This is a genomic window from Shewanella piezotolerans WP3 (assembly GCF_000014885.1).
Lineage (GTDB): Bacteria > Pseudomonadota > Gammaproteobacteria > Enterobacterales > Shewanellaceae > Shewanella > Shewanella piezotolerans.
On sequence record NC_011566.1, the window covers coordinates 3,410,636 to 3,431,564 of the forward strand.

A 20,929-nucleotide genomic window follows, 5' to 3' on the forward strand; every position below is an offset into this window, starting at 1 on the left:
AATATGCCTCTTCTCGACATTAGAAACCTCACCATTGAACTAGATACTCCCCATGGGCGCGTCAAGGCTTTAGAACGAGTGTCTTTAACCATTAACCCTGGTGAGCTACATGGTTTGGTTGGAGAGTCTGGCTCTGGACGGAGCTTATTGGCTAGAGCGATATTAGGCGTACCGGGTCATAATTGGACCATTACCGCTGATCGTATGATGTGGGATGGACAGAACTTAATGGAGATGTCCACCAAGCAACGACGCAACCTTATGGGCAGTGAGATTGCAATGATCTTTCAGGACCCAACCAGTAGTTTAGACCCCGCCATTTCTGTAGGCAGCCAAATTATTGAAGCTATGCCCATCGATAAAAGTTTACCATTTTGGAAACGCGGCAAGGTTCGTAAAAAAAATGCTGAAAAGTGGCTCCATAAGGTAGGGATTAAAAACACTGATAAAGTCATGGAAAGTTATGCTTGGGAACTCTCAGAAGGAGAGTGCCAAAAAGTAATGATCGCAATGGCTGTTGCTAACCAGCCACGATTACTGATAGCTGATGAACCAACCGACTCAATGGAGCTCAGTACCCAGGCGCAAATTTTTCGGTTATTGAGCAAGCTCAACCAGCTGCAAAATGTATCCATTTTATTGATAAGCCATGAGTTAGAAACCTTATCAGGCTGGTGCGATCAATTAACGGTACTGTATTGTGGTCAAGTGATGGAATCGGGTCCAACATCTGAATTAATTGCACAGCCATTTCATCCTTACACTAAAGCGCTTGTGGAGAATGCACCGGATTATTCTGGAGAGTTACCCCATAAATCTATGATGCAAACATTGCCAGGCTCTGCACCCGCTTTGCAGCACTTACCGATTGGTTGCCGTTTAGGTCCTCGCTGCCCTCAAGCGCAGAAAAAGTGTGTTGGCCAACCTAGCCTATGTCATAAAAAAGATCGCTATTTCGCCTGCCATTTCCCATACCATAATGAGTCTTGTAATGACGACACCTCTTCTTAAAGTCACTAACCTGAGCAAAAGTTATTATGCCGGTTATAAGCGTTTCAAGCGTCAATATAACCAGGCGCTATCTCCGGTATCGTTTGAACTTAACACTGGTGAAACACTCGCCATTGTGGGAGAAGCAGGCTCAGGGAAAAGCACCATTGCACGGATCCTAGTTGGTGCCGAAGTTAGAAGTAGCGGTGAAATATACTTTGAAGGCGAGTCGCTAGATAAGCATAATTTAAAGCAACGCTGTCGCATGATTAGGATGATTTTCCAAGATCCAAATACCTCTTTAAATCCAAGGTTAACAATTGGTGATTTGCTTGATGAGCCATTAAAATTTAATACTGACCTTCCCGAGAACGAACGACGTGCCATAGTGGTCGATAAACTTCGAAAGGTAGGCTTACTCTCAGAGCATGTCGATTTCTATCCGCATATGATTTCCGAGGGCCAAAAGCAACGGGTTGCGGTCGCACGCGCTTTAATGCTCGATCCAAAAATCATTATTGCTGATGAAGCACTCACAGCACTAGATCTGTCAGTCCGTGCACAGATATTGAATCTGCTACTAGAACTTCAGAAAGAGATGGGACTTTCCTATATTTTTGTCTCCCACAATATGAACATTATTCGCCATGTCAGTGACAAAATTATGGTATTAAAAAAAGGCGAACTCATTGAGAAAGCTACCACTGAGCAGCTATTTAATGCACCGCAACACGAATACACTCAGCGGTTAATTCAGGAGCAAAGCCTATTTACCCGTAAGAAGTAATACCGGCAGATTAAAGCGCTGCAGATAGCGTCCATACAGTACGTGATGACACGTCAAATACGACTTCATACACTTAGCTGATATCCACAGATGCTTTCAGAGCTTAGCACCCGCGGTGCATTCACCTATTTGATGCGATGCGTATAACTGCTCCAACCACTGATAAAATCACACAAATTAACGAAAATTAAGTGTCATTTGGTGTGGGTTTATTTATCCTAGATACAATTTTTTCAGAGAAATAGAAAATATGATTATCAAACCTAGAATCCGTGGCTTTATTTGTACAACAACTCACCCTGTTGGTTGTGAAGCCAACGTACTTGAACAGATCAACATTACCAAAGCTAAAGGCAAAATTGCTAATGGCCCAAAAAAGGTATTAGTAGTCGGTTCTTCAAGTGGTTACGGTCTTTCTTCGCGGATCACTGCAGCATTCGGTAGTGACGCAGCCACCTTAGGTGTATTTTTTGAAAAACCAAGCTCAGAGACAAAACCAGGAACCGCTGGTTGGTATAACTCTGCAGCATTCGACAAGTTTGCTAAAGCTGAGGGCCTATACTCAAAGAGTATTAACTGTGATGCCTTTAGCCATGAAGCTAAACAAAAAGCCATTGAACTGATTAAAGAAGACTTAGGCCAAGTCGATATGGTTGTTTACTCGCTAGCATCTCCTGTACGAAAACTTCCTGATAGCGGCGAACTTATCCGCTCATCATTAAAGCCTATTGGTGAGCCTTATAAAGCAACGGCGGTAGATACCAACAAAGATATCATTATTGAAGCAAGCGTAGAGCCTGCTACAGAACAAGAGATTAATGATACCGTTACAGTCATGGGCGGTGAAGATTGGGAACTATGGATGCAAGCACTCGCAGAAGCGGGCGTATTGGCTGATGGTTGCAAGACCGTTGCGTATAGCTATATTGGTACCGAACTTACATGGCCAATCTACTGGCACGGCGCACTAGGTAAAGCAAAAATGGATCTAGACCGTGCAGCACATGCTTTGGATGATAAACTATCAGCAACTGGCGGCAGTGCAAATGTAGCAGTACTGAAAAGTGTTGTTACCCAAGCAAGTTCAGCAATTCCAGTAATGCCACTTTATATTGCGATGGTGTTTAAGAAGATGCGTGCAGAAGGCCTTCACGAAGGTTGTATTGAACAGATTAACCGTATGTTCAGTGAACGCCTCTATAAAGCCGATGGTAGTGCTGCAGAAGTAGATGAGAGCAATCGCCTACGTTTAGATGATTGGGAGCTTCGTGAAGAGATCCAGCAGCATTGCCGTGATATGTGGCCGCAAGTGACTTCTGAAAATCTTGCTGAACTAACAGATTACCGTGAATATAAAGAAGAGTTCTTGAAACTGTTCGGCTTCGGTATTGAAGGCATCGACTACGAGCAAGATGTAAACCCTAATGTTGAATTTGATGTGGTTTCTATCTAAAGCTAGATTCGTCATATAACACTGTCTAAACGTCGCTAAATGCGGCGTTTTTTTTTGCTTCAAATAGACAATGTTCCCTTGCCCAACAAACTTTTATCAGATCTGAGTAAACTTTGGGAGAACATTTGCAGCATTGCTCATACAACAAAGCTAACAACTACCTATAATAGCAATCAGTATAAGAAGTTGAGCTACTCAGCGAGTTTTAGCTGACCTGATGCTGCATTAATGAACTTTAACTATGCTCTTCATTCATTGTTAACCACATGGCCAAGCATGTTCCGCACATGCTCAAGGCATTCCCTCTACCCTTGGAGGTCAGCGGTGGCGAATGTTATTAATGCGCGACTATATGGATATAGGAGGTAGCGTAACGCAGGAGCAGTTACCGAGGATAATTTAATGACCCTACCCCAAATGCGCAATAATCTCGCAAAGCGATCAAATCTTTATGCTGATTGGTATAAAGCACAGTAATAAGCCATCATTGATTACTCTGCCGAAAAGCAACCCGAGTGTATTCTTTCCATTATAAGTTGCTCTACAGCCCCTATATACGCTCTCCTAGCGCTAAGAATTAATACAGATTAACACCACAGAAGCACGCCTCCTTGCTAACTGTCGTTAAACCAATAAAAGCGCTAAACGGGTCAAAATTCAGACACAAAAAAGCCGGCTATTGCCGGCTTTAATTATGACTGAAATGACTTATCGCTTATTCAACAACAGGGTAAAGTACTTCGCCCTTAGCTTTTAAGCCTGCGATCACGGCACGGTAGTCGTTTTCTGTGTATTGCGAGTTCAAACGCTGTTTTAATGCATCAATAAGGTTTTCATCGACACCTTCAGCTGCGTTGACTTTGTTAAGTACAACAACGGCGTAACCAGTAGCAAGCGCTACGGTATCGACGGTAGCAGTATCTGTAGGTTGAGCCATTGCAAATGCTTTGCTAACAACAGCGCCATCAATGTCTTGTTCAAAACGTGCTAACTTGTCTTTAACCAAGTAGCCTGCTGTAGAGCCATCAGCTTTAAATGCTGTCATTGCATCTTGAGCTTGTTGGCGTGCGTTTTCATTTGCTTGCTCTTGCTTCAAACGCCCAGCGATACCGTCTCTGACTTCAGCAAGTTCCATTGTGCCTGCCGCTTTATGCGAATTAACACGGATAACAACAACGTGGTTTGCTTCAACTTCGAGCACATCACTGTTCATGCCATCAAGCAACACATTTGATGAGAACGCTTCTTTTAGAATAGCTGGCTTTGAAAACAGAGCTGGTGCACTATTTCGAGTAAACTCTGGCGTTGTTTTAACTTCGACACCAAGCTCTCTTGCCGCTTCAGACAAGGTGTCTGGTACTTCATAGCTTGTATCCGCAAGCACTTGCTGTAGCTCGTAGAACTTATCGACTGCTTGTTGCTCTTGCAATTGCGCAATGATTTTTTCTTTCACGTCAGCAAAAGGCGCTTCTGCACCGGCTTGAATATCTAGCGCTTTAATAATGTGGTAACCAAAGTTGGTTTTAACCACGTTTGAGTAGCTACCTTTATCTAAGGCAAAAAGTGCTGCATCAAACTCTGGCTCCATAACGCCGGCTTCAAACCAATCAAGTTGTCCGCCCTGCTCGCCGCTAAATGTATCTTGAGACTCAGCTTTAGCAAGCGCTGCGAAATCTTCACCATTTTGCAGCTTTTGGTAAATGGCTTCAGCTTTCTCTTCAGCATTATCTTCGTCTAGACCGATAAGGATATGGGCAGCTAAACGCTTTTCAGGCTGTAAATATTGAACTTTGTTTTCATCATAGTACGTTTTAGCATCAGCTTCAGTCACTGTCACATCAGCGGCTAACTGCTTAGCATCAAGTTCAATATAGTTAAGGCTTACTATCTCAGGTCTTACAAATTGACCTAGATTAGAGTTGTAATAAGTCTGGATCTGCTCATCAGTCACGCTCGCCGCAGCAAGAAACGGAGTAGAGTCGATAACCAGATAATTAATGTCGCGAGTTTGACCTTGGATATTAGCCAAATATTCAGCTTCACCTGGTAACACAAATTCTGAACCGACTAGCGTTGCGACTAACTGACGACGTGTCATATCAACACGCATCATGTCTCTGAATGAATTGGCTTGATAGCCCAATTGACGCAAAATAGCTTGATAACGATCATTATCAAATCTACCGTCAGTTTGGAATGCAGGTTCCTGCATAATCGCAGTGCGGATCTGTTCATCAGATACACGAAGTCCAAGCTCAGCAGCATTTTGATCTAGCAACTTTTCAGCCACAAGACGCTCCAATACACTTTGCTTAACGCTTTGCATATAGTTGTCATCGGCAGATAAAGTCGAGAACATGTCACCGAGCTGTTGCTCTAGACGACCACGTTCATTCTCATATGCTTGTTCTAACGCTGAGTTGCTGATCTCTTCACCATTTACGGTAGCAGCTGCAACCTCAGTTGAAGAACCTAAATAACTACTCACGCCCGTAAATGCAAATGAAAGTATCACTAAGACTAAAATGCTCTTTGCAATTACGCCTTGCGACCCTTCACGAATCTTTTCTAACATCAGACTTCTCGCTGGTTGCGATTAATAAAATAAAAAGGCGCATCACTCGTTGGATGCGCCTTTTTGTAATTTAATAGTAAAGAGAACTACGTATCTTTACTGTTTTGACTATCACTAAGTAAATACTTAGCCATTGCCCTTTTATTCGTAAAAGCACTATTAAATAGTGCTTTATACAATAACCTTACAAAAGCTGCAGTTAACGAATTTCTTAGTTAACAGCGTCTTTAAGCGCTTTACCAGCTTTGAATGCTGGAATGTTTGCTGCAGCGATCTTGATCTCTTTACCCGTTTGAGGGTTACGACCAGTGCGCTCTGCACGTTGACGCACTTCGAAAGTACCGAAACCAACAAGAGCAATCTTATCGCCTTCTTTTAGGCCGTCAGTAACAGCGCCGATGAAAGAATCTAATGCACGGCCAGCAGCGGCTTTAGAAATGTCAGCACCAGAAGCGATTTTCTCGATTAGTTCAGATTTGTTCATGTCATCCCCTTGAATGTAATTTTTGTACCGCACCCAAATCCCTGTCTAGAGCGGTCTGCGGAGGCTTTTTATAACAAGCTTGGAACCAAAGTTCAAGCCTTATAGGAAAACCAAATAAATATTTTAGGATACTGCTCAAAACCAGTCACTCCAAGGGCTGGAGCGACTGACTCTCCACAGACTTAGGCTACCACAGGTAAGGCCTTTGGTAAGCCCCTTTTTACACTTTTTTTGTGCAATACTGCAATTTATTGCGTTAACCCACGTTTTCCACTACTTCGAAGCCTTCAACCGGGCGTTCTAACGCGTGCTTCAGGACTTCTTCAACCCATTTCACTGGATAAATTTTCAAGTCAGCGATCACATTTGCTGGAATTTCTTCCAAATCTCGTTCATTTTCCTTTGGAATTAGAACGACTTTGGTTCCACCACGGTGCGCAGCCAATAGTTTTTCCTTTAAACCACCGATAGGTAATACTTCACCACGAAGTGTGATTTCGCCAGTCATAGCGACATCAGCTCTAACTGGGTTACCCGTCAAACTGGATACTAGCGCCGTACACATTGCAGCACCGGCTGACGGCCCATCTTTTGGCGTTGCTCCTTCAGGAACATGCACATGAATATCACGCTTTTCATAAAAGTCAGGGTTAATACCCATTTGCTCAGCACGAGCACGAACAACGGTCATAGCCGCTTGAATCGACTCTTGCATCACATCGCCTAAAGAACCGGTATAAGACAGTTTACCTTTACCCGGGACAGACGTTGCTTCAATCGTTAGTAAATCGCCACCGACCTCAGTCCATGCCAGACCTGTTACTTGGCCAATCTGGTTGTTAGATTCTGCTTTACCATAGTCGCAACGCTGCACCCCCAAGAACGACTTAAGGTTGTCTTGGTTCACTTCTACATGCTTAATACTCTTATCAAGCAAGATCTGTTTAACCACTTTACGGCAGATTTTTGAAAGTTCACGTTCAAGCGCACGTACACCCGCTTCACGTGTGTAGTAGCGAATAATGCCAATGATGGCACTATCATCAACGGTGACCTCTTTGGCCTTTAACCCATTACGTTCAATCTGTTTTGGCAACAGGTGCTGCTTAGCAATATTAAGTTTTTCATCTTCGGTATAACCCGACAAACGAATTACTTCCATACGGTCTAAAAGAGGTCCAGGTATATTCATTGAGTTCGATGTAGCAACAAACATTACATCAGACAGGTCATAATCGACCTCCATGTAATGGTCACTAAATGTCGCATTTTGTTCTGGATCAAGCACTTCAAGTAATGCCGATGCTGGATCGCCACGCATGTCGCTACTCATTTTGTCGATTTCATCAAGTAAGAACAGTGGATTCTTTACACCCACTTTTGACATTTTCTGAATCACTTTACCTGGCATTGAACCGATATAGGTACGACGATGACCACGAATTTCAGCTTCATCTCTAACACCGCCAAGCGCAACTCGCACATACTTACGTCCAGTTGCTTTTGCGATAGATTGCCCTAAAGATGTCTTACCAACACCTGGGGGGCCAACTAAACAAAGGATTGGTCCTTTGAGCTGCTTAACTCGGCTTTGAACTGCTAAGTATTCTAGAATACGCTCTTTGACTTTCTCTAAACCAAAATGGTCTGTATCAAGTACATCTTGCGCCTTGGCTAAATCACGTTTGATCTTAGATCGCTTATGCCATGGAACAGACACCATCCACTCGACATAGCTTCTCACCACAGTCGCTTCAGCTGACATTGGTGACATCATCTTTAACTTGTTGAGTTCAGCTTTCGCTTTTTCCTGAGCTTCTTCAGGCATCTTGGCTTCTTCTATCTTTTTCGCCAAGCTTTCAAACTCATCATGAGACTCGTCAATATCACCCAGTTCTTTTTGAATAGCCTTCATTTGCTCATTCAAATAGTACTCGCGTTGACTTTTTTCCATCTGCTTTTTAACGCGACCACGAATGCGTTTCTCGACTTGTAATAAGTCGATTTCAGATTCCATCATCGCCATCAAATACTCAATGCGCTCACCCACATCAACCATCTCAAGCACAGATTGTTTATCTTCTAGCTTGAGTGGCATATGAGCAGCCATCGTATCAGCAAGGCGTGCAGCCTCATCGATGCCAGACAAAGATGTAAGTACTTCAGGTGGGATCTTCTTGTTTAACTTGATATAGCCTTCAAACTGACCCACTGCTGAGCGAACAAGAACCTCTTCCTCTTTTTCTGTAAGAGGCTCTGACTCTAAATAATGAGCCGTGGCTTGAAAGATATCATCCTGTTCAGAATAGTTATCGATACGTGCTCGCTGCCCACCTTCAACCAACACTTTAACAGTGCCATCAGGTAATTTAAGAAGTTGCAGAATTGAAGCGACTGTACCAACGTCGAAAATATCGTCGCTGCTTGGGTCATCGAGTTCAGCATCACGCTGAGCGACCAAAATAATTTGCTTGCCTTGATCCATTGCTTTTTCTAAGCAACGAATGGACTTTTCTCGTCCTACGAATAACGGAATTACCATATGAGGATAAACCACCACATCTCTCAGTGGCAGTACGGGTAGTTCGATTCGCGTATCACGCTCTTGAGTCATAGCTCGATTCCGTTTTATATGAATACTTAAGAGTATATTGGGATGATTCGATAGGTTTCAATGGCGAATAACAATTAAATAATAAACTGCACAAAAAAGGAGCCATAAAGGCTCCTTTTCGATACTGTGATGCTACTGCGGCAATGACTTACTCAGCCGTTGCCGTTTGAGCTTCATTTGTTGCGTAGATAAGTATAGGTGTTGATTCACCTTTCACTACCGACTCATCGACAACCACTTTAACCACATCATCTGTTGATGGTAAGTCATACATAATATCGAGCAAAATACCTTCAACGATAGAGCGTAAACCACGAGCACCGGTTTTACGGGTCTGTGCTTTAAGAGCAATCGCTTTAAGAGCATCTTCTCTGAACTCTAGCTCAACGTCTTCCATTTCAAACAAAGCAGCAAACTGCTTAGTGATTGCATTTTTAGGCTCTGAAAGAATTTGAATAAGTGCAGCATCGTCAAGTTCAGCTAACGTAGCGAGAACAGGAAGACGACCAATAAATTCAGGAATAAGACCAAACTTCACTAAATCTTCAGGCTCTACTTGCAATAACGTATCTGAGATTGTCGCTTTGTCAGCTTCGCCTTTAACTTCAGCGCCGAACCCAATACCAGTACCAACATGAGAACGCTGTTCAATCACTTTCTCTAGGCCTGCAAATGCCCCGCCACAGACGAATAGGATTTTAGAGGTATCAACCTGTAAAAACTCCTGCTGTGGATGCTTACGACCACCTTGAGGTGGAACCGCAGCAACAGTGCCTTCGATAAGTTTAAGTAAAGCTTGTTGAACACCTTCACCAGAAACATCTCGAGTAATTGATGGATTGTCAGACTTACGACTGATTTTATCAATTTCATCGATATAAACGATTCCGCGCTGGGCTTTTTCGACATCGTAGTCGCATTTCTGCAGTAATTTCTGAATGATGTTTTCGACATCTTCACCCACATAACCCGCTTCAGTTAGCGTAGTTGCATCGGCCATAGTAAACGGTACATTCAAGAAACGAGCAAGCGTCTCTGCAAGTAATGTTTTACCACTACCCGTTGGACCAATAAGCAAGATATTACTCTTACCCAGCTCAACCCCATCTTTAGGGCTGGCATTTTTAAGGCGTTTGTAATGATTATATACCGCTACAGATAACACCTTTTTAGCTTTGTCTTGGCCAATAACATAATCATCCAAGTGCGCTCGTAATTCATGCGGTGTTGGCAACTTGTCTTGATCTTGCTTAGGCGAGATCTCTTTGATCTCTTCTCTAATAATGTCGTTACAGAGTTCTACACATTCATCGCAAACATATACAGAAGGTCCAGCAATAAGTTTTCTTACTTCATGCTGGCTCTTCCCACAAAAAGAGCAGTACAGCAGCTTGCCGCCGTCACCTTTGTTCTCGCTCATTACCTTACCTCTGTTTGCAGCCTATCGGCTGCAGAATTCTTTATTTCACTTCTTTACTCAGCATAGCTCAGCAGAAAGTAAAAATCAGCCTCGTTTTGCTAAAACTGAATCAACTAGACCGTATTCAGCTGCTTCGTCAGCACTCATAAAGTTATCACGGTCAGTATCACGCTCAATAACTTCAATTGGCTGACCAGTATGTTCTGCCAACATAGTGTTTAACTTGTTCTTTATGCCTAAAATCTCTTGCGCATGAATAGCAATATCTGATGCTTGGCCTTGGAACCCACCTAATGGTTGATGGATCATAACACGTGAATTAGGCAAACAATGACGTTTTCCTTCTGCTCCACCTGCTAGTAAGAATGCGCCCATACTAGCCGCTTGGCCGATACAGACTGTACTTACATTTGGCTTGATAAACTGCATCGTGTCATAAATAGCCATACCCGCAGTGACAGAACCACCTGGCGAGTTGATATATAGGTAGATATCCTTATCTGGGCTTTCAGACTCCAAAAACAGTAACTGAGCCACAATAAGGTTCGCCATATGCTCTTCAACTTGACCGACTAAAAAGATCACTCGTTCTTTTAAAAGACGAGAATAGATATCGTATGAGCGTTCACCTTTAGCTGTTTGTTCAACAACCATAGGCACAAGTGCATTAAGTACTGATTCTGGTGCTTTGTGCATGATTAACTTCCCTAAATAAAAATGGCTCGCATGAGGAACCTCATACGAGCCATTATAAATGGCTAATAGCCATTTAAGTCAAGCGATCGTTATGCGCGACCGGTAGCCTTGTTCATAAATTCTTCAAAATTGACTTCTTTTTCAGTCAAAGTTGCAGTTTTAAGTAACTCTTCTACTGCTTGCTCTTCAAGTGCAACGTTACGCATGTTTTGCATAAGCTCTTCGTTACCATTGTAGTAAGCTACAACTTCACTTGGATCTTCGTATGCCGACGCCATTGAAGCGATTAAACCTTGAACACGTTCGTCTTCAGCTTTAAGTTCGCTAGTCTTGATAACTTCACCAAGTAGCAAACCAACTTTAACACGACGTTCAGCTTGTTCAGTGAACAAGTCTGCTGGTAGTTCTGGCATGCTTGCAGCTTGATCACCAAAACGCTGCATAGCTTGCTTACGCAATACTTCTACTTCGCCTTCGATCAATGCTTTTGGTAGTTCCAAAGCATTTTGCTCAACTAGACCATTAAGTACTTGCTCTTTAACATTCGCTTTAAGCGCTTGCTCAAGTTCACGACCCATGTTCTTGCTGATTTCAGCACGTAACGCGTCGATTCCGCCTTCGTTAACACCAAACAATGTTGCGAACTCGTCATTAACTTCAGGAAGGTCAGCGCCTTGAACTTCAGTCAAAGTAATAACAAACTTAGCTGCTTTACCTTTCAAGTTCTCTGCATGGTAATCTTCAGGGAAAGTGACTTCGATTTCGAACTCTTCACCCGCTTTATGACCTTCAACACCAGACTCGAAACCAGGGATCATACGGCCACTGCCTAGTTGTAGTTCGAAGTCATCAGCTTTTCCGCCTTCAAACTCTTCACCGTCAACTGAACCAACGAAGTTGATTTTAGCTTTATCGCCTTCAGCAGCTGCACGCTCAACAACTTCAAAAGAAGCGTGTTGGTTACGTAGCGTTTCAATCATTGCATCAACATCAGCTTCAGTTACTTCAGCTTTAGGTTGCTCAACAGCAATTGACTCTAGACCTTTAAGTTCTACTTCTGGGTAGATTTCAAAAGTAGCAACAAACTCGAAGCTTTCGCCTTCAGTCGTTCCAGGAACAAAAGTTGGTGCACCCGCTGGGTTCAACTTTTCAGCAATGATAGCTTCAACAAAGTTGCGCTGCATCACTTCACCAGTGATGTCTTGACGAATAGCTTTACCGTAACGCTTATTAATTACGCTTACAGGTACTTTTCCTGGACGGAAACCTGGGATACGAGCACGCTTAGCTTCACTTTTTAATGCTTCTTTAACAGTATTTTCGATCTGCTCAGCAGGTACCGAAATAGTTAGGCGACGCTCTAGGCCTTGTGTGGTTTCTACAGAAACTTGCATTTTTTTACCTCGAAATATGTCTATCGTCCTTTGTAATAGTCGAAATTTCAACTATTAAGGTATTCGTTTCTTGACTCGTAAATTTAACCAAAATGCCCATAAACGCTGACGTTCGGCACTGGTCACTCTTAGTTGATAATGATCAAGACGCGACATTATAGCTATCGAATGCGCTGGAGTCGAGCCTCAAAGCATGATTTACAGACGTAAAAAAAGCGACCTAGGGTCGCTTTTTGAACTTCTTTACAGAATGAGTGGGGTGACTGATGGGGCTCGAACCCACGACAACCGGAATCACAATCCGGGGCTCTACCAACTGAGCTACAATCACCACAAAAATGGTACGCCCGGCAGGATTCGAACCTGCGGCCACCCGCTTAGAAGGCGGGTGCTCTATCCAACTGAGCTACGGGCGCTCGGCAATGAAATAAATTCATTTCCTGAACTGGGCAACTAACGTTCCACGTTAGCTTAAAATGTGGTCGGTGATAGAGGATTCGAACCTCTGACCCTCTGGTCCCAAACCAGATGCGCTACCGGGCTGCGCTAATCACCGAAATTGAAACCTAGTGAAAATACATATTTGGGAAATATTTTCGGTTTCTGTTTTCAACGAGCTGTCTCGTTGAGAACGGAGCGCATAGTAGCCCCTAGCCTAAAAGTCGTCAACGACTTTTTTAAAAAAATCATTCGCCTGCTTATTTAACACGCTATAGCGCTACTCATTGATGCCTTCCTAAACAATGCGTTCAACATAACAACAATCTCGGCTGATATTTTAATATAGCGGTTTATCAAGCAGGAGCCACTTTATACCTCATTCAATAACGGCTTTATTTTATTGCATAACGATAAACCATAGTCTTTCTACTAAATGATACCGATTTATTGGTTTTCATCTAAATAAGCGGGGGCGGCTAGATATCAGCGCCCTCTAGTCTCAAATAATCAATTAAATAGAGATAGAAACCATAAGTGTCACCAACGATAACAAGAAGCCGACTTTAATCAGCTGTCCAATTAAAACCCCTGCCAGAAATGCATACTTTCTACACCTCAGAGCTAAGTCATTATCCGTATTTGAGAACTGATTGTTAGCAACCTAAATCAATGACACCTCGGACATGTCCTGTTAAAATGTCGCCGTTTTCCATTATCGTGCCGTATAAAGGACACCTTGCCCCATGACCGCTCAAAACATCGATGGTAAAGCTATCGCTCAAGCCATTCGAACCAAGCTCAAAGACAAAGTAACCGCCCGTAAAGAGGCTGGTCAAAGAGTACCAGGTTTAGCTGTAATTCTCGTAGGAGCGGATCCTGCTTCACAAGTGTACGTAGGCAGCAAACGCAGAGCCTGTGAAGAATTAGGCTTTATTTCCCGCTCTTACGACTTAGACAGTTCCACCTCTGAAGACGCCCTGCTGTCTCTTATCGATGAATGCAATGAAGATCAGAGTATTGATGGTATTTTGGTTCAACTCCCACTACCTGAACATATCGAAGAATCAAAGGTTATCGAGCGCATCCGCCCAGATAAAGATGTCGACGGTTTCCACCCATATAACGTAGGTCGACTAGCTCAACGTATTCCAGTGCTGCGTTCATGCACACCGATGGGCATTATGACTCTTATTCAGTCGACGGGGGTTGATACCTATGGTTTAGATGCCGTAGTGGTTGGCGCGTCTAATATCGTCGGCCGTCCTATGTCTTTAGAGCTGCTTCTTGCTGGTTGTACTACAACCACTTGTCACCGCTTCACTCGTAACCTTGAGCAGAAAGTTAGACAAGCAGATTTAGTGGTTGTCGCTGTTGGAAAGCCTGGGTTTATTCCTGGTGAGTGGATTAAACCTGGCGCGATTGTTATTGATGTGGGGATTAACCGTCTTGAAAGCGGTCAATTGGTTGGTGATGTGCAATTTGAGAAAGCTGCAGAGAATGCTAGTTTCATCACGCCAGTACCTGGCGGTGTTGGGCCAATGACGATTGCTAGCTTGCTAGAAAATACGCTTTATGCTTGCGAGCAGTACCACGATCACGACTGATATTGCTCTACTTAAAGCAAGAATGTTCCAGACATAAATACCAAGCTATCCCATCCATGGGGCTTGACATAAATGTTCCAGACATAAAAAAAGCCTGCTAACTGCAGGCTTTTTTGTATTGCTAATTTAGGATTACTTTTTACGCCAAGTTGTACCTTCTGGCCCATCTTCAAGAATTACGCCTAAGGCATTCAATCCGTCTCGCGCCACATCAGCTGCAGGCCAATCTTTCTCTGTACGTGCTCGGTTGCGTTCAACAATCAATGCTTCAATCTCAGCCACTTCATCATCACTCCCCTCTCCCTTGAAGAAAGTATCAACATCTTGACCTAGGATCCCTAACACATCAGCAAGCTGCTTTAACGCAACACCTAGGGCTGATGCTTGCTGCATGTCAGTTAATTTAAGACGATTGATTTCACGTACCATTTCAAACAGCACTGAGTAGGCTTCAGGTGTATTGAAGTCATCATCCATTGCACGCTTAAATTGGGCGATAAACGCTTCAGCAGGTGCAGCATCTACCGTAAGATCCAAATCTTTAAGCGCTGTGTAAATACGCTCTAACCCAGATTTAGCCTGCTTAAGGTTCTCTTCTGAGTAATTAAGCTGGCTACGGTAATGACCTGACAATAAGAAGTAACGTACTGTTGCAGCATCATAGTGGTTTAACACGTCTCGGATGGTAAAGAAGTTATTCAAAGATTTTGACATCTTTTCTTTATCAACCATCACCATGCCGGTATGCATCCAATAATTTACATATTTGGTATCATGGGCACAGCAAGATTGTGCAATCTCATTCTCATGGTGAGGGAACTGAAGATCGCTGCCGCCACCATGGATATCAAAATGGTTACCCAAATGCTTACTGTTCATTGCTGAACATTCAATGTGCCAACCTGGACGACCAGGCCCCCAAGGAGAATCCCAAGTAGGTTCACCAGGTTTAGACATTTTCCATAGAACAAAGTCCATCGGATCGCGCTTAGCATCTTCAACTTCGACCCGAGCGCCAGCCTGCAATTGTTCGAGGTTTTGCCCAGATAAGCGACCATATTCAGGGAAAGATGATACGCTGAACAAAACATCACCGTTGGCGGCTACATAAGCATGTTCACGAGCAATAAGCTTTTCAACCATTTCGATGATTTCTGGCATATGCAGCGTTGCGCGCGGTTCAAAATCAGGGCGTGCCATATTAAGAGAATCAAAATCTCTGTGCATCTCACCAATTAGACGCTCTGTTAGTGAGTCACAACTTTCATTGTTCTCATTAGCGCGTTTGATAATTTTGTCATCTACATCGGTGATATTGCGCTGAAAATTAACCTCATAACCGCTATACCTCAAGTACCTTACAATCATGTCAAATGAAACAAAAGTACGTCCATGACCGATATGACATAAATCATAAATGGTCACCCCACACACATACATGCCTATTTTTCCGGGCTGTATTGGTACAAACTGTTCTTTTTGGCGGGTAAGCGTATTGTAAAGCTTCAACATTGATTATTCTCTTCAACGGCTATATTCAGAAATAGGTCGTTCAGTCTACCACTGCAAAACTAACGGTTCCAAGCAGTTTTCCCGTACCAAGTGCGCAAAACCATGCAGAACTGATTAATATTGTCTAGAAAGCGCTCTCTCACCCAACTTGATTACATTAATCTCTACCAACTCGTACTTTTATTGGTTGCCTATTAGCTGCCGATTGAGTGCATTATTTAGAGTGACAAATCACGCAACACTTTATGCAGCAGCGCAATTACGTTAGAATCCAGCCATTATTTACCATGTGTTAAATTGCGAGAGTAAAAATTATGATCACACTTCATACCAACCACGGCGAAATCAAGCTTTCTCTTGACGCTGAAAAAGCACCAAAAACTGCAGCTAACTTTGAGAAATATGTCAAAGAAGGTTTTTACGATGGAACTGTTTTTCACCGTGTAATTGACGGTTTTATGGTTCAAGGTGGTGGTTTTACTGAAGATATGCAACAGAAAAGCTGTAATGAAACCATTGAAAACGAAGCAAACAATGGTCTTTCGAATAAAGTAGGTACCATTGCTATGGCACGTACTTCAGATCCGCATTCAGCAACGGCTCAGTTTTTTATCAACATCAACGATAATACTTTCTTAGACTTCAAGTCTGAGTCAGCACAAGGTTGGGGTTACTGTGTATTTGGTGAAGTAACTGAAGGCATGGACGTTGTAAATAAAATTAAAGCGGTAAGCACGGGCAATCGTGGCATGCATCAAGATGTCCCTCTTGATGCTGTGATCATCGAAAAAGTGACTATCGAAGAGTAAGACTGACTCGATGCGCACACTTTTTGTGGGCGATCTGCACTTAAGTGCTGATCGCCCCGATATTACCCAAGCTTTTCTTACTTTCTTAGAAACTCAGCTTACCGATACCTCAGCACTCTATATCCTAGGCGATCTGTTTGAAGTTTGGGTCGGGGATGATATTGCAGAACCATTTGCGAATCAGTTAGCAGACGCCATTAAATTAGCCTCAAAAAAACTGCCTATCTATTTTATCCACGGTAATCGCGATTTCTTAATTGGTGAGCGTTTTGCTCAACGTTCAGGAATGACTCTGCTGCCAGAAGTTTACAAATTGGATCTATACGGCACTACAACTGTACTTTTACACGGTGACAGTTTATGCACCTTAGATAAACCTTATCAACGATTTAGGAAGTTTCGTAATCTGTCTTGGGCAAAATGGATTTACAACCATTTACCTAAATCGAAACGATTAAATATCGCGGCAAAATTACGCAGTAAAAGCCAAAGCAGTAATCAGCATAAAAGTTATAGCATAATGGATGTTGAACCCTCCGCTGTACTTGAACTACTTGATAACACTAATGCGCAGCAGATGATCCACGGTCATACGCACCGCCCGGCTATCCATCAGCTTTCAAATGGAAAACGTCGTATCGTTGTCGGTGATTGGTATGAGCAAGGCAGCATGCTATGTATCAGCCAAGACAATGTTGAGCTAATAGAACTGCCTTTTGGCAAGTAAGCAGCTACTTGCCTCTCATCCTTTTCGCCGCTTTTAGATTGCTTCAACGATCAATGGCGCACCACTATGAAACTTAAAATCTTCATCTGATGACAAAATTAATTCAGCTTCTACTGCGGCGAAATGGCTAACTCTGTCAGCTATATCCGTGGTTGAAATAGCCTGTGCGAGCTTTAAATAATCTTGATAATGACGAGCTTCAGAGCGTAATAGAGAGATATAAAACTTCTTCAACTCTTCATCTAAGTGAGGGGCAAGTTTAGCGAAACGTTCACAGGAGCGAGCTTCAATAAATGCACCAACAATGAGCTTATCAATTAGCGTGGCTGGTTCATGGGTTCTCACCTGTTTCATCATCCCCTTTGCATAACGGCCAGCTCGGGCATTTCTGTATTCAATACCACGACTATGCATAATCTCTAACACTTGCTCAAAATGGTGGAACTCCTCTTTGATCAAGCGCACCATCTTCAGAATAAGATCATCACTATGAGCAAAGTCCTTACAGGCAACAAGCTCGCCGGCTAACTCATTCTTCTTACTGTCTTTCGATAAAAAAGCTGTCACATCCCGATCTTTAATGTAGACAAAATCCTCATAAGGTTTTGCCCAAGCCAATAAAATCTGCCCACTTGGTTTATCAATGGCGTATTTACGCACCAAAAACATCGCAGTTTGCGCCGCTTTTAACTCACAGTTACAGTGATCAATCAGCAAACCTTTTAGCTGTTCCGGCTTTTTTGCTTCTTCGATCCAACTATCTGGGGTTTCACATTTCAAAAATGAGTAAATAGGGGCAAGTAACTGCTGCATGCAAAGGCTCTTTAGGCTGATGTTAGACTCACTATTTTATCAGTTATTTTCAGCACAATCCTAGCTTAACATCTATGCTTAAAATGATTGGCTTGACTCTTGGTTAGTTTTGTTCAATAAATAGCCTTAGAGCTGTAAAAAGTTCGTCTGCAGTTTGGCGAGCCAATTTAATCTAAAAGTTAAATGCTAAACAAGGATAACTATAATGATATTGAATCACTTAATGGGGTTATACACTCATCCAAAAGAAGAGTGGCACACAATTGAAAAAAACCACGAAGCGCTTAGAAGTAGCCTGAGCCATATCTTAATCGTTGCGCTCATCCCTGCTATCTGCACTTTTTTTGCAACTTCACAAATTGGTTGGGATCTCGGCGTTGGAGAACGTCAATTCTTAACTGCTGACAGTGCACTAATTATGTCTACAGGCATGTATTTCGGCCTTATCGTAGGTGTATTCGCACTGGCCTATCTTGCCTTTTGGATGGCTAAAACTTTCGATGCAACACCGAGTTATACTCAAGCATTAGAGTTAGCAGCATACACTGCCACCCCATTATTTATGGTGGGCTTAGCGACACTTTATCCAACATTGTGGTTCATCATGGTAGTGGGATTAGCAGGTTTGGCTTATTCGGTTTATCTGCTTTATACCGGGGTTCCCATCATTATGAATATTCCGGAAGAAAAAGGCTTTATTTATGCAAGTTCAGTTGTGACAGCTGGTTTAGTGTTACTTGTCGGGCTGATGGCATCGAGTGTGATTTTGTGGAGCGTGGGATTTGGTCCTATGTACCAATAAATTCGATATTTTTCGCTCACAAAAAAGCCGACATTTTGTCGGCTTTTTAGATCCTTGGATCTATTAACTCAAATTGGTATTACTTTATGCGAAAGTATCACGCAGTGGTACTGTTAGGTTAAAGACTAGATGATCTTTAGTTGAGTCTTTATTGTCTGCACAGAAGTATCCTTCTCGCTCAAACTGGTAAGCTTTTTCCACTTCAGCATTAACAAGTCCAGCTTCAACAAATCCATGCTTAACCGTTAACGACTGCGGGTTAAGCACTTCGTCAACAGATTCCGCAGCAGCAGGATTAGCATCATTAAATAAACGCTCATACAAACGGAATTCAGCTGGTTTAGCTGTCGTTGCTTCAACCCAATGTATCACGCCTTTAACCTTACGACCGTCACTTGGGTTTTTGCCCAATGTTTCATCATCATAGGTACAGTAAATGGTGGTCACGTTGCCATCAGCGTCTTTATCACAACGTTCGGCCTTGATGACATAAGCATTACGCAAACGAACTTCTTTGCCCTGTACTAAGCGTTTGAACTTCTTATTCGCTTCTTCTCGGAAATCATCCGCGTCGATGTATAGTTCACGGCCGAATGACAATGGACGTTTACCCATATCTTCATTACTTGGATGTATAGGTGCCTGTACTGTTTCAACCTGGTTTTCAGGATAGTTTTCAATCACTACCTTAACTGGGTTAATAACAGCCATTGCCCGCGGAGCATGCTCATTTAGCTCTTCACGGATACAAGCATCTAACATGGCAACTTCAATCATGTTCTCTTGCTTGGTCACCCCGATACGCTTACAAAACTCACGAATTGAAGCAGCGGTATAACCTCTACGCCTAAAGCCAGCAATCGTTGGCATACGCGCATCATCCCAACCAGAGACAATGTTATGTGCCACAAGGTCGTTCAGTTTACGCTTGGACATTAGCGTGTACTCAAGGTTTAATCTTGAGAACTCATACTGACGTGTGCGACTTGGAGACTGGAAATCATCTAAATGATCCAACACCCAATCATACAATCTGCGGTTGTCTTGGAACTCTAAAGTACAAAGCGAGTGGCTGATGTTCTCAATCGCATCAGAGATACAATGAGTAAAGTCGTACATAGGGTATATGCACCACTTATCACCTGTTTGATGATGATGTGCAAAGCGAACACGATAAATAATCGGATCGCGCATACACATAAATGGCGATGCCATATCAATCTTTGCTCTTAGCGCACATTCGCCCTCTTTGAACTCACCATTACGCATTTTTTCAAATAGCGCTAAGTTCTCTTCAGGTGTTGTATCACGGTATGGGCTGTTTTTACCTGGCTCTTTTAACGTGCCTCGGTACTCACGAGTTTGCTCTGCATTTAAAAAACAAACGTAAGCTAAGCCCTTGGTGATTAATTCAACGGCGTACTGATGCAGTTGATCAAAGTAATTTGAAGAGTAACGAATATCGCCACTCCACTGGAAACCAAGCCACTGCACATCATTCTGAATAGAGTGGACATAATCAATGTCCTCTTTTTCAGGATTGGTATCGTCAAAACGTAAGTTACATTGACCTTGGTAGTCTTGTGCGATGCCAAAGTTTAGGCAAATAGACTTAGCGTGGCCGATATGAAGAAAACCGTTTGGCTCCGGCGGAAAACGGGTATGCACAGCACTGTGCTTACCGCTGGCAAGATCTTCATCTATGATACTACGTATGAAGTTACTAGGACGTACTTCAGTGTCCACATGACTCATGGAATTCCTCTTTGCGAACGATGGTTAATGGCGAAAAAAGCATAATCCTACAG

16 protein-coding genes and 3 tRNA genes are annotated in these 20,929 nt (G+C 42.8%); 7 read left to right on the plus strand and 12 right to left on the minus strand.

Annotated features, from left to right (window positions below; all coding sequences use genetic code 11):
- Window positions 1–3: 3 nt before the first annotated feature.
- From SWP_RS14570 to fabV, 3 genes are all read left to right on the plus strand, one after another.
- The gene (locus SWP_RS14570; RefSeq protein ID WP_020913309.1) at window positions 4–1,011 is read left to right on the plus strand and encodes a peptide ABC transporter ATP-binding protein; all 1,008 of its coding nucleotides are present in this window, start codon (window positions 4–6) and stop codon (window positions 1,009–1,011) included.
- Window positions 992–1,777: a peptide ABC transporter ATP-binding protein gene (locus SWP_RS14575; protein WP_020913310.1), complete on the plus strand. Its 786-nt coding sequence runs from the start codon at window positions 992–994 to the stop codon at window positions 1,775–1,777. Before SWP_RS14570 ends, SWP_RS14575 begins: the two co-directional genes overlap by 20 nt.
- A 250-nt stretch (window positions 1,778–2,027) precedes the next feature.
- Entirely contained in the window at window positions 2,028–3,230 is a 1,203-nt protein-coding gene (gene fabV / locus SWP_RS14580) for an enoyl-ACP reductase FabV (protein ID WP_020913311.1), read from the plus strand.
- 715 nt (window positions 3,231–3,945) lie between these two features.
- Here the strand turns inward: fabV and SWP_RS14585 are convergent.
- The 9 genes from SWP_RS14585 to SWP_RS14625 form a co-directional block, all read right to left on the minus strand.
- Entirely contained in the window at window positions 3,946–5,805 is a 1,860-nt protein-coding gene (locus SWP_RS14585; protein ID WP_020913312.1) for a SurA N-terminal domain-containing protein, read from the minus strand.
- Window positions 5,806–6,016: 211 nt separating this feature from the next.
- Window positions 6,017–6,304 carry a nucleoid-associated protein HU-beta gene (gene hupB, locus SWP_RS14590; protein ID WP_220736800.1) on the minus strand — a complete coding sequence of 96 codons (288 nt, stop codon included), beginning with the start codon at window positions 6,302–6,304 and terminating at the stop codon, window positions 6,017–6,019.
- 241 nt (window positions 6,305–6,545) lie between these two features.
- Entirely contained in the window at window positions 6,546–8,903 is a 2,358-nt protein-coding gene (gene lon, locus SWP_RS14595; protein WP_044555961.1) for an endopeptidase La, read from the minus strand.
- Between the two features lie 148 nt (window positions 8,904–9,051).
- Window positions 9,052–10,323, minus strand: a complete 1,272-nt coding sequence (gene clpX / locus SWP_RS14600; RefSeq protein WP_020913314.1) for an ATP-dependent protease ATP-binding subunit ClpX — start codon at window positions 10,321–10,323, stop codon at window positions 9,052–9,054.
- Window positions 10,324–10,407: 84 nt separating this feature from the next.
- Complete coding sequence (clpP, locus tag SWP_RS14605) at window positions 10,408–11,019, minus strand: ATP-dependent Clp endopeptidase proteolytic subunit ClpP (RefSeq protein ID WP_020913315.1); 612 nt, start codon at window positions 11,017–11,019, stop codon at window positions 10,408–10,410.
- Between the two features lie 89 nt (window positions 11,020–11,108).
- Complete coding sequence (gene tig / locus SWP_RS14610) at window positions 11,109–12,413, minus strand: trigger factor (protein WP_044555962.1); 1,305 nt, start codon at window positions 12,411–12,413, stop codon at window positions 11,109–11,111.
- Window positions 12,414–12,668: 255 nt separating this feature from the next.
- A tRNA-His gene (locus SWP_RS14615) sits at window positions 12,669–12,744 on the minus strand.
- Between the two features lie 8 nt (window positions 12,745–12,752).
- A tRNA-Arg gene (locus SWP_RS14620) sits at window positions 12,753–12,829 on the minus strand.
- A gap of 63 nt (window positions 12,830–12,892) precedes the next feature.
- Window positions 12,893–12,969: transfer RNA gene (locus tag SWP_RS14625), tRNA-Pro, on the minus strand.
- 628 nt (window positions 12,970–13,597) lie between these two features.
- Between SWP_RS14625 and folD the strand changes: the two genes are divergently transcribed.
- Window positions 13,598–14,458, plus strand: a complete 861-nt coding sequence (gene folD / locus SWP_RS14630) for a bifunctional methylenetetrahydrofolate dehydrogenase/methenyltetrahydrofolate cyclohydrolase FolD (RefSeq protein ID WP_020913317.1) — start codon at window positions 13,598–13,600, stop codon at window positions 14,456–14,458.
- 132 nt (window positions 14,459–14,590) lie between these two features.
- Here folD and cysS read toward each other — a convergent pair whose 3' ends face one another.
- A complete protein-coding gene (cysS, locus tag SWP_RS14635; protein ID WP_020913318.1) occupies window positions 14,591–15,970 on the minus strand; it encodes a cysteine--tRNA ligase in 1,380 nt (459 codons plus the stop codon).
- 314 nt (window positions 15,971–16,284) lie between these two features.
- On the opposite strand from cysS, the gene SWP_RS14640 reads away from it, so the two are divergent.
- Together SWP_RS14640 and SWP_RS14645 are read left to right on the plus strand one after the other, a co-directional pair.
- On the plus strand, window positions 16,285–16,779 hold the full coding sequence (locus SWP_RS14640) for a peptidylprolyl isomerase (protein ID WP_020913319.1): 495 nt from the start codon (window positions 16,285–16,287) through the stop codon (window positions 16,777–16,779).
- 10 nt (window positions 16,780–16,789) lie between these two features.
- Window positions 16,790–17,506: a UDP-2,3-diacylglucosamine diphosphatase gene (locus SWP_RS14645; protein ID WP_020913320.1), complete on the plus strand. Its 717-nt coding sequence runs from the start codon at window positions 16,790–16,792 to the stop codon at window positions 17,504–17,506.
- A 33-nt stretch (window positions 17,507–17,539) separates the two neighbouring features.
- Here SWP_RS14645 and miaE read toward each other — a convergent pair whose 3' ends face one another.
- A complete protein-coding gene (miaE, locus tag SWP_RS14650; protein WP_020913321.1) occupies window positions 17,540–18,319 on the minus strand; it encodes a tRNA isopentenyl-2-thiomethyl-A-37 hydroxylase MiaE in 780 nt (259 codons plus the stop codon).
- A gap of 205 nt (window positions 18,320–18,524) precedes the next feature.
- Between miaE and SWP_RS14655 the strand changes: the two genes are divergently transcribed.
- Entirely contained in the window at window positions 18,525–19,121 is a 597-nt protein-coding gene (locus SWP_RS14655) for a Yip1 family protein (protein WP_020913322.1), read from the plus strand.
- 84 nt (window positions 19,122–19,205) lie between these two features.
- On the opposite strand, the gene glnS is transcribed toward SWP_RS14655, so the two are convergent.
- A complete protein-coding gene (glnS, locus tag SWP_RS14660; RefSeq protein WP_020913323.1) occupies window positions 19,206–20,876 on the minus strand; it encodes a glutamine--tRNA ligase in 1,671 nt (556 codons plus the stop codon).
- Between the last annotated feature and the right edge of the window lie 53 nt (window positions 20,877–20,929).

Coding starts and splice junctions, on each gene's coding strand:
- glnS (WP_020913323.1), bottom strand. CDS start 20,876: ATGAGTCATGTGGACACTGAAGTACGTCCTAGTAACTTCATACGTAGT.
- folD (WP_020913317.1), top strand. CDS start 13,598: ATGACCGCTCAAAACATCGATGGTAAAGCTATCGCTCAAGCCATTCGA.
- SWP_RS14655 (WP_020913322.1), top strand. CDS start 18,525: ATGATATTGAATCACTTAATGGGGTTATACACTCATCCAAAAGAAGAG.
- miaE (WP_020913321.1), bottom strand. CDS start 18,319: ATGCAGCAGTTACTTGCCCCTATTTACTCATTTTTGAAATGTGAAACC.
- clpP (WP_020913315.1), bottom strand. CDS start 11,019: ATGCACAAAGCACCAGAATCAGTACTTAATGCACTTGTGCCTATGGTT.
- SWP_RS14575 (WP_020913310.1), top strand. CDS start 992: ATGACGACACCTCTTCTTAAAGTCACTAACCTGAGCAAAAGTTATTAT.
- SWP_RS14570 (WP_020913309.1), top strand. CDS start 4: ATGCCTCTTCTCGACATTAGAAACCTCACCATTGAACTAGATACTCCC.
- fabV (WP_020913311.1), top strand. CDS start 2,028: ATGATTATCAAACCTAGAATCCGTGGCTTTATTTGTACAACAACTCAC.
- clpX (WP_020913314.1), bottom strand. CDS start 10,323: ATGAGCGAGAACAAAGGTGACGGCGGCAAGCTGCTGTACTGCTCTTTT.
- SWP_RS14640 (WP_020913319.1), top strand. CDS start 16,285: ATGATCACACTTCATACCAACCACGGCGAAATCAAGCTTTCTCTTGAC.
- SWP_RS14645 (WP_020913320.1), top strand. CDS start 16,790: ATGCGCACACTTTTTGTGGGCGATCTGCACTTAAGTGCTGATCGCCCC.
- cysS (WP_020913318.1), bottom strand. CDS start 15,970: ATGTTGAAGCTTTACAATACGCTTACCCGCCAAAAAGAACAGTTTGTA.
- tig (WP_044555962.1), bottom strand. CDS start 12,413: ATGCAAGTTTCTGTAGAAACCACACAAGGCCTAGAGCGTCGCCTAACT.
- SWP_RS14585 (WP_020913312.1), bottom strand. CDS start 5,805: ATGTTAGAAAAGATTCGTGAAGGGTCGCAAGGCGTAATTGCAAAGAGC.
- lon (WP_044555961.1), bottom strand. CDS start 8,903: ATGACTCAAGAGCGTGATACGCGAATCGAACTACCCGTACTGCCACTG.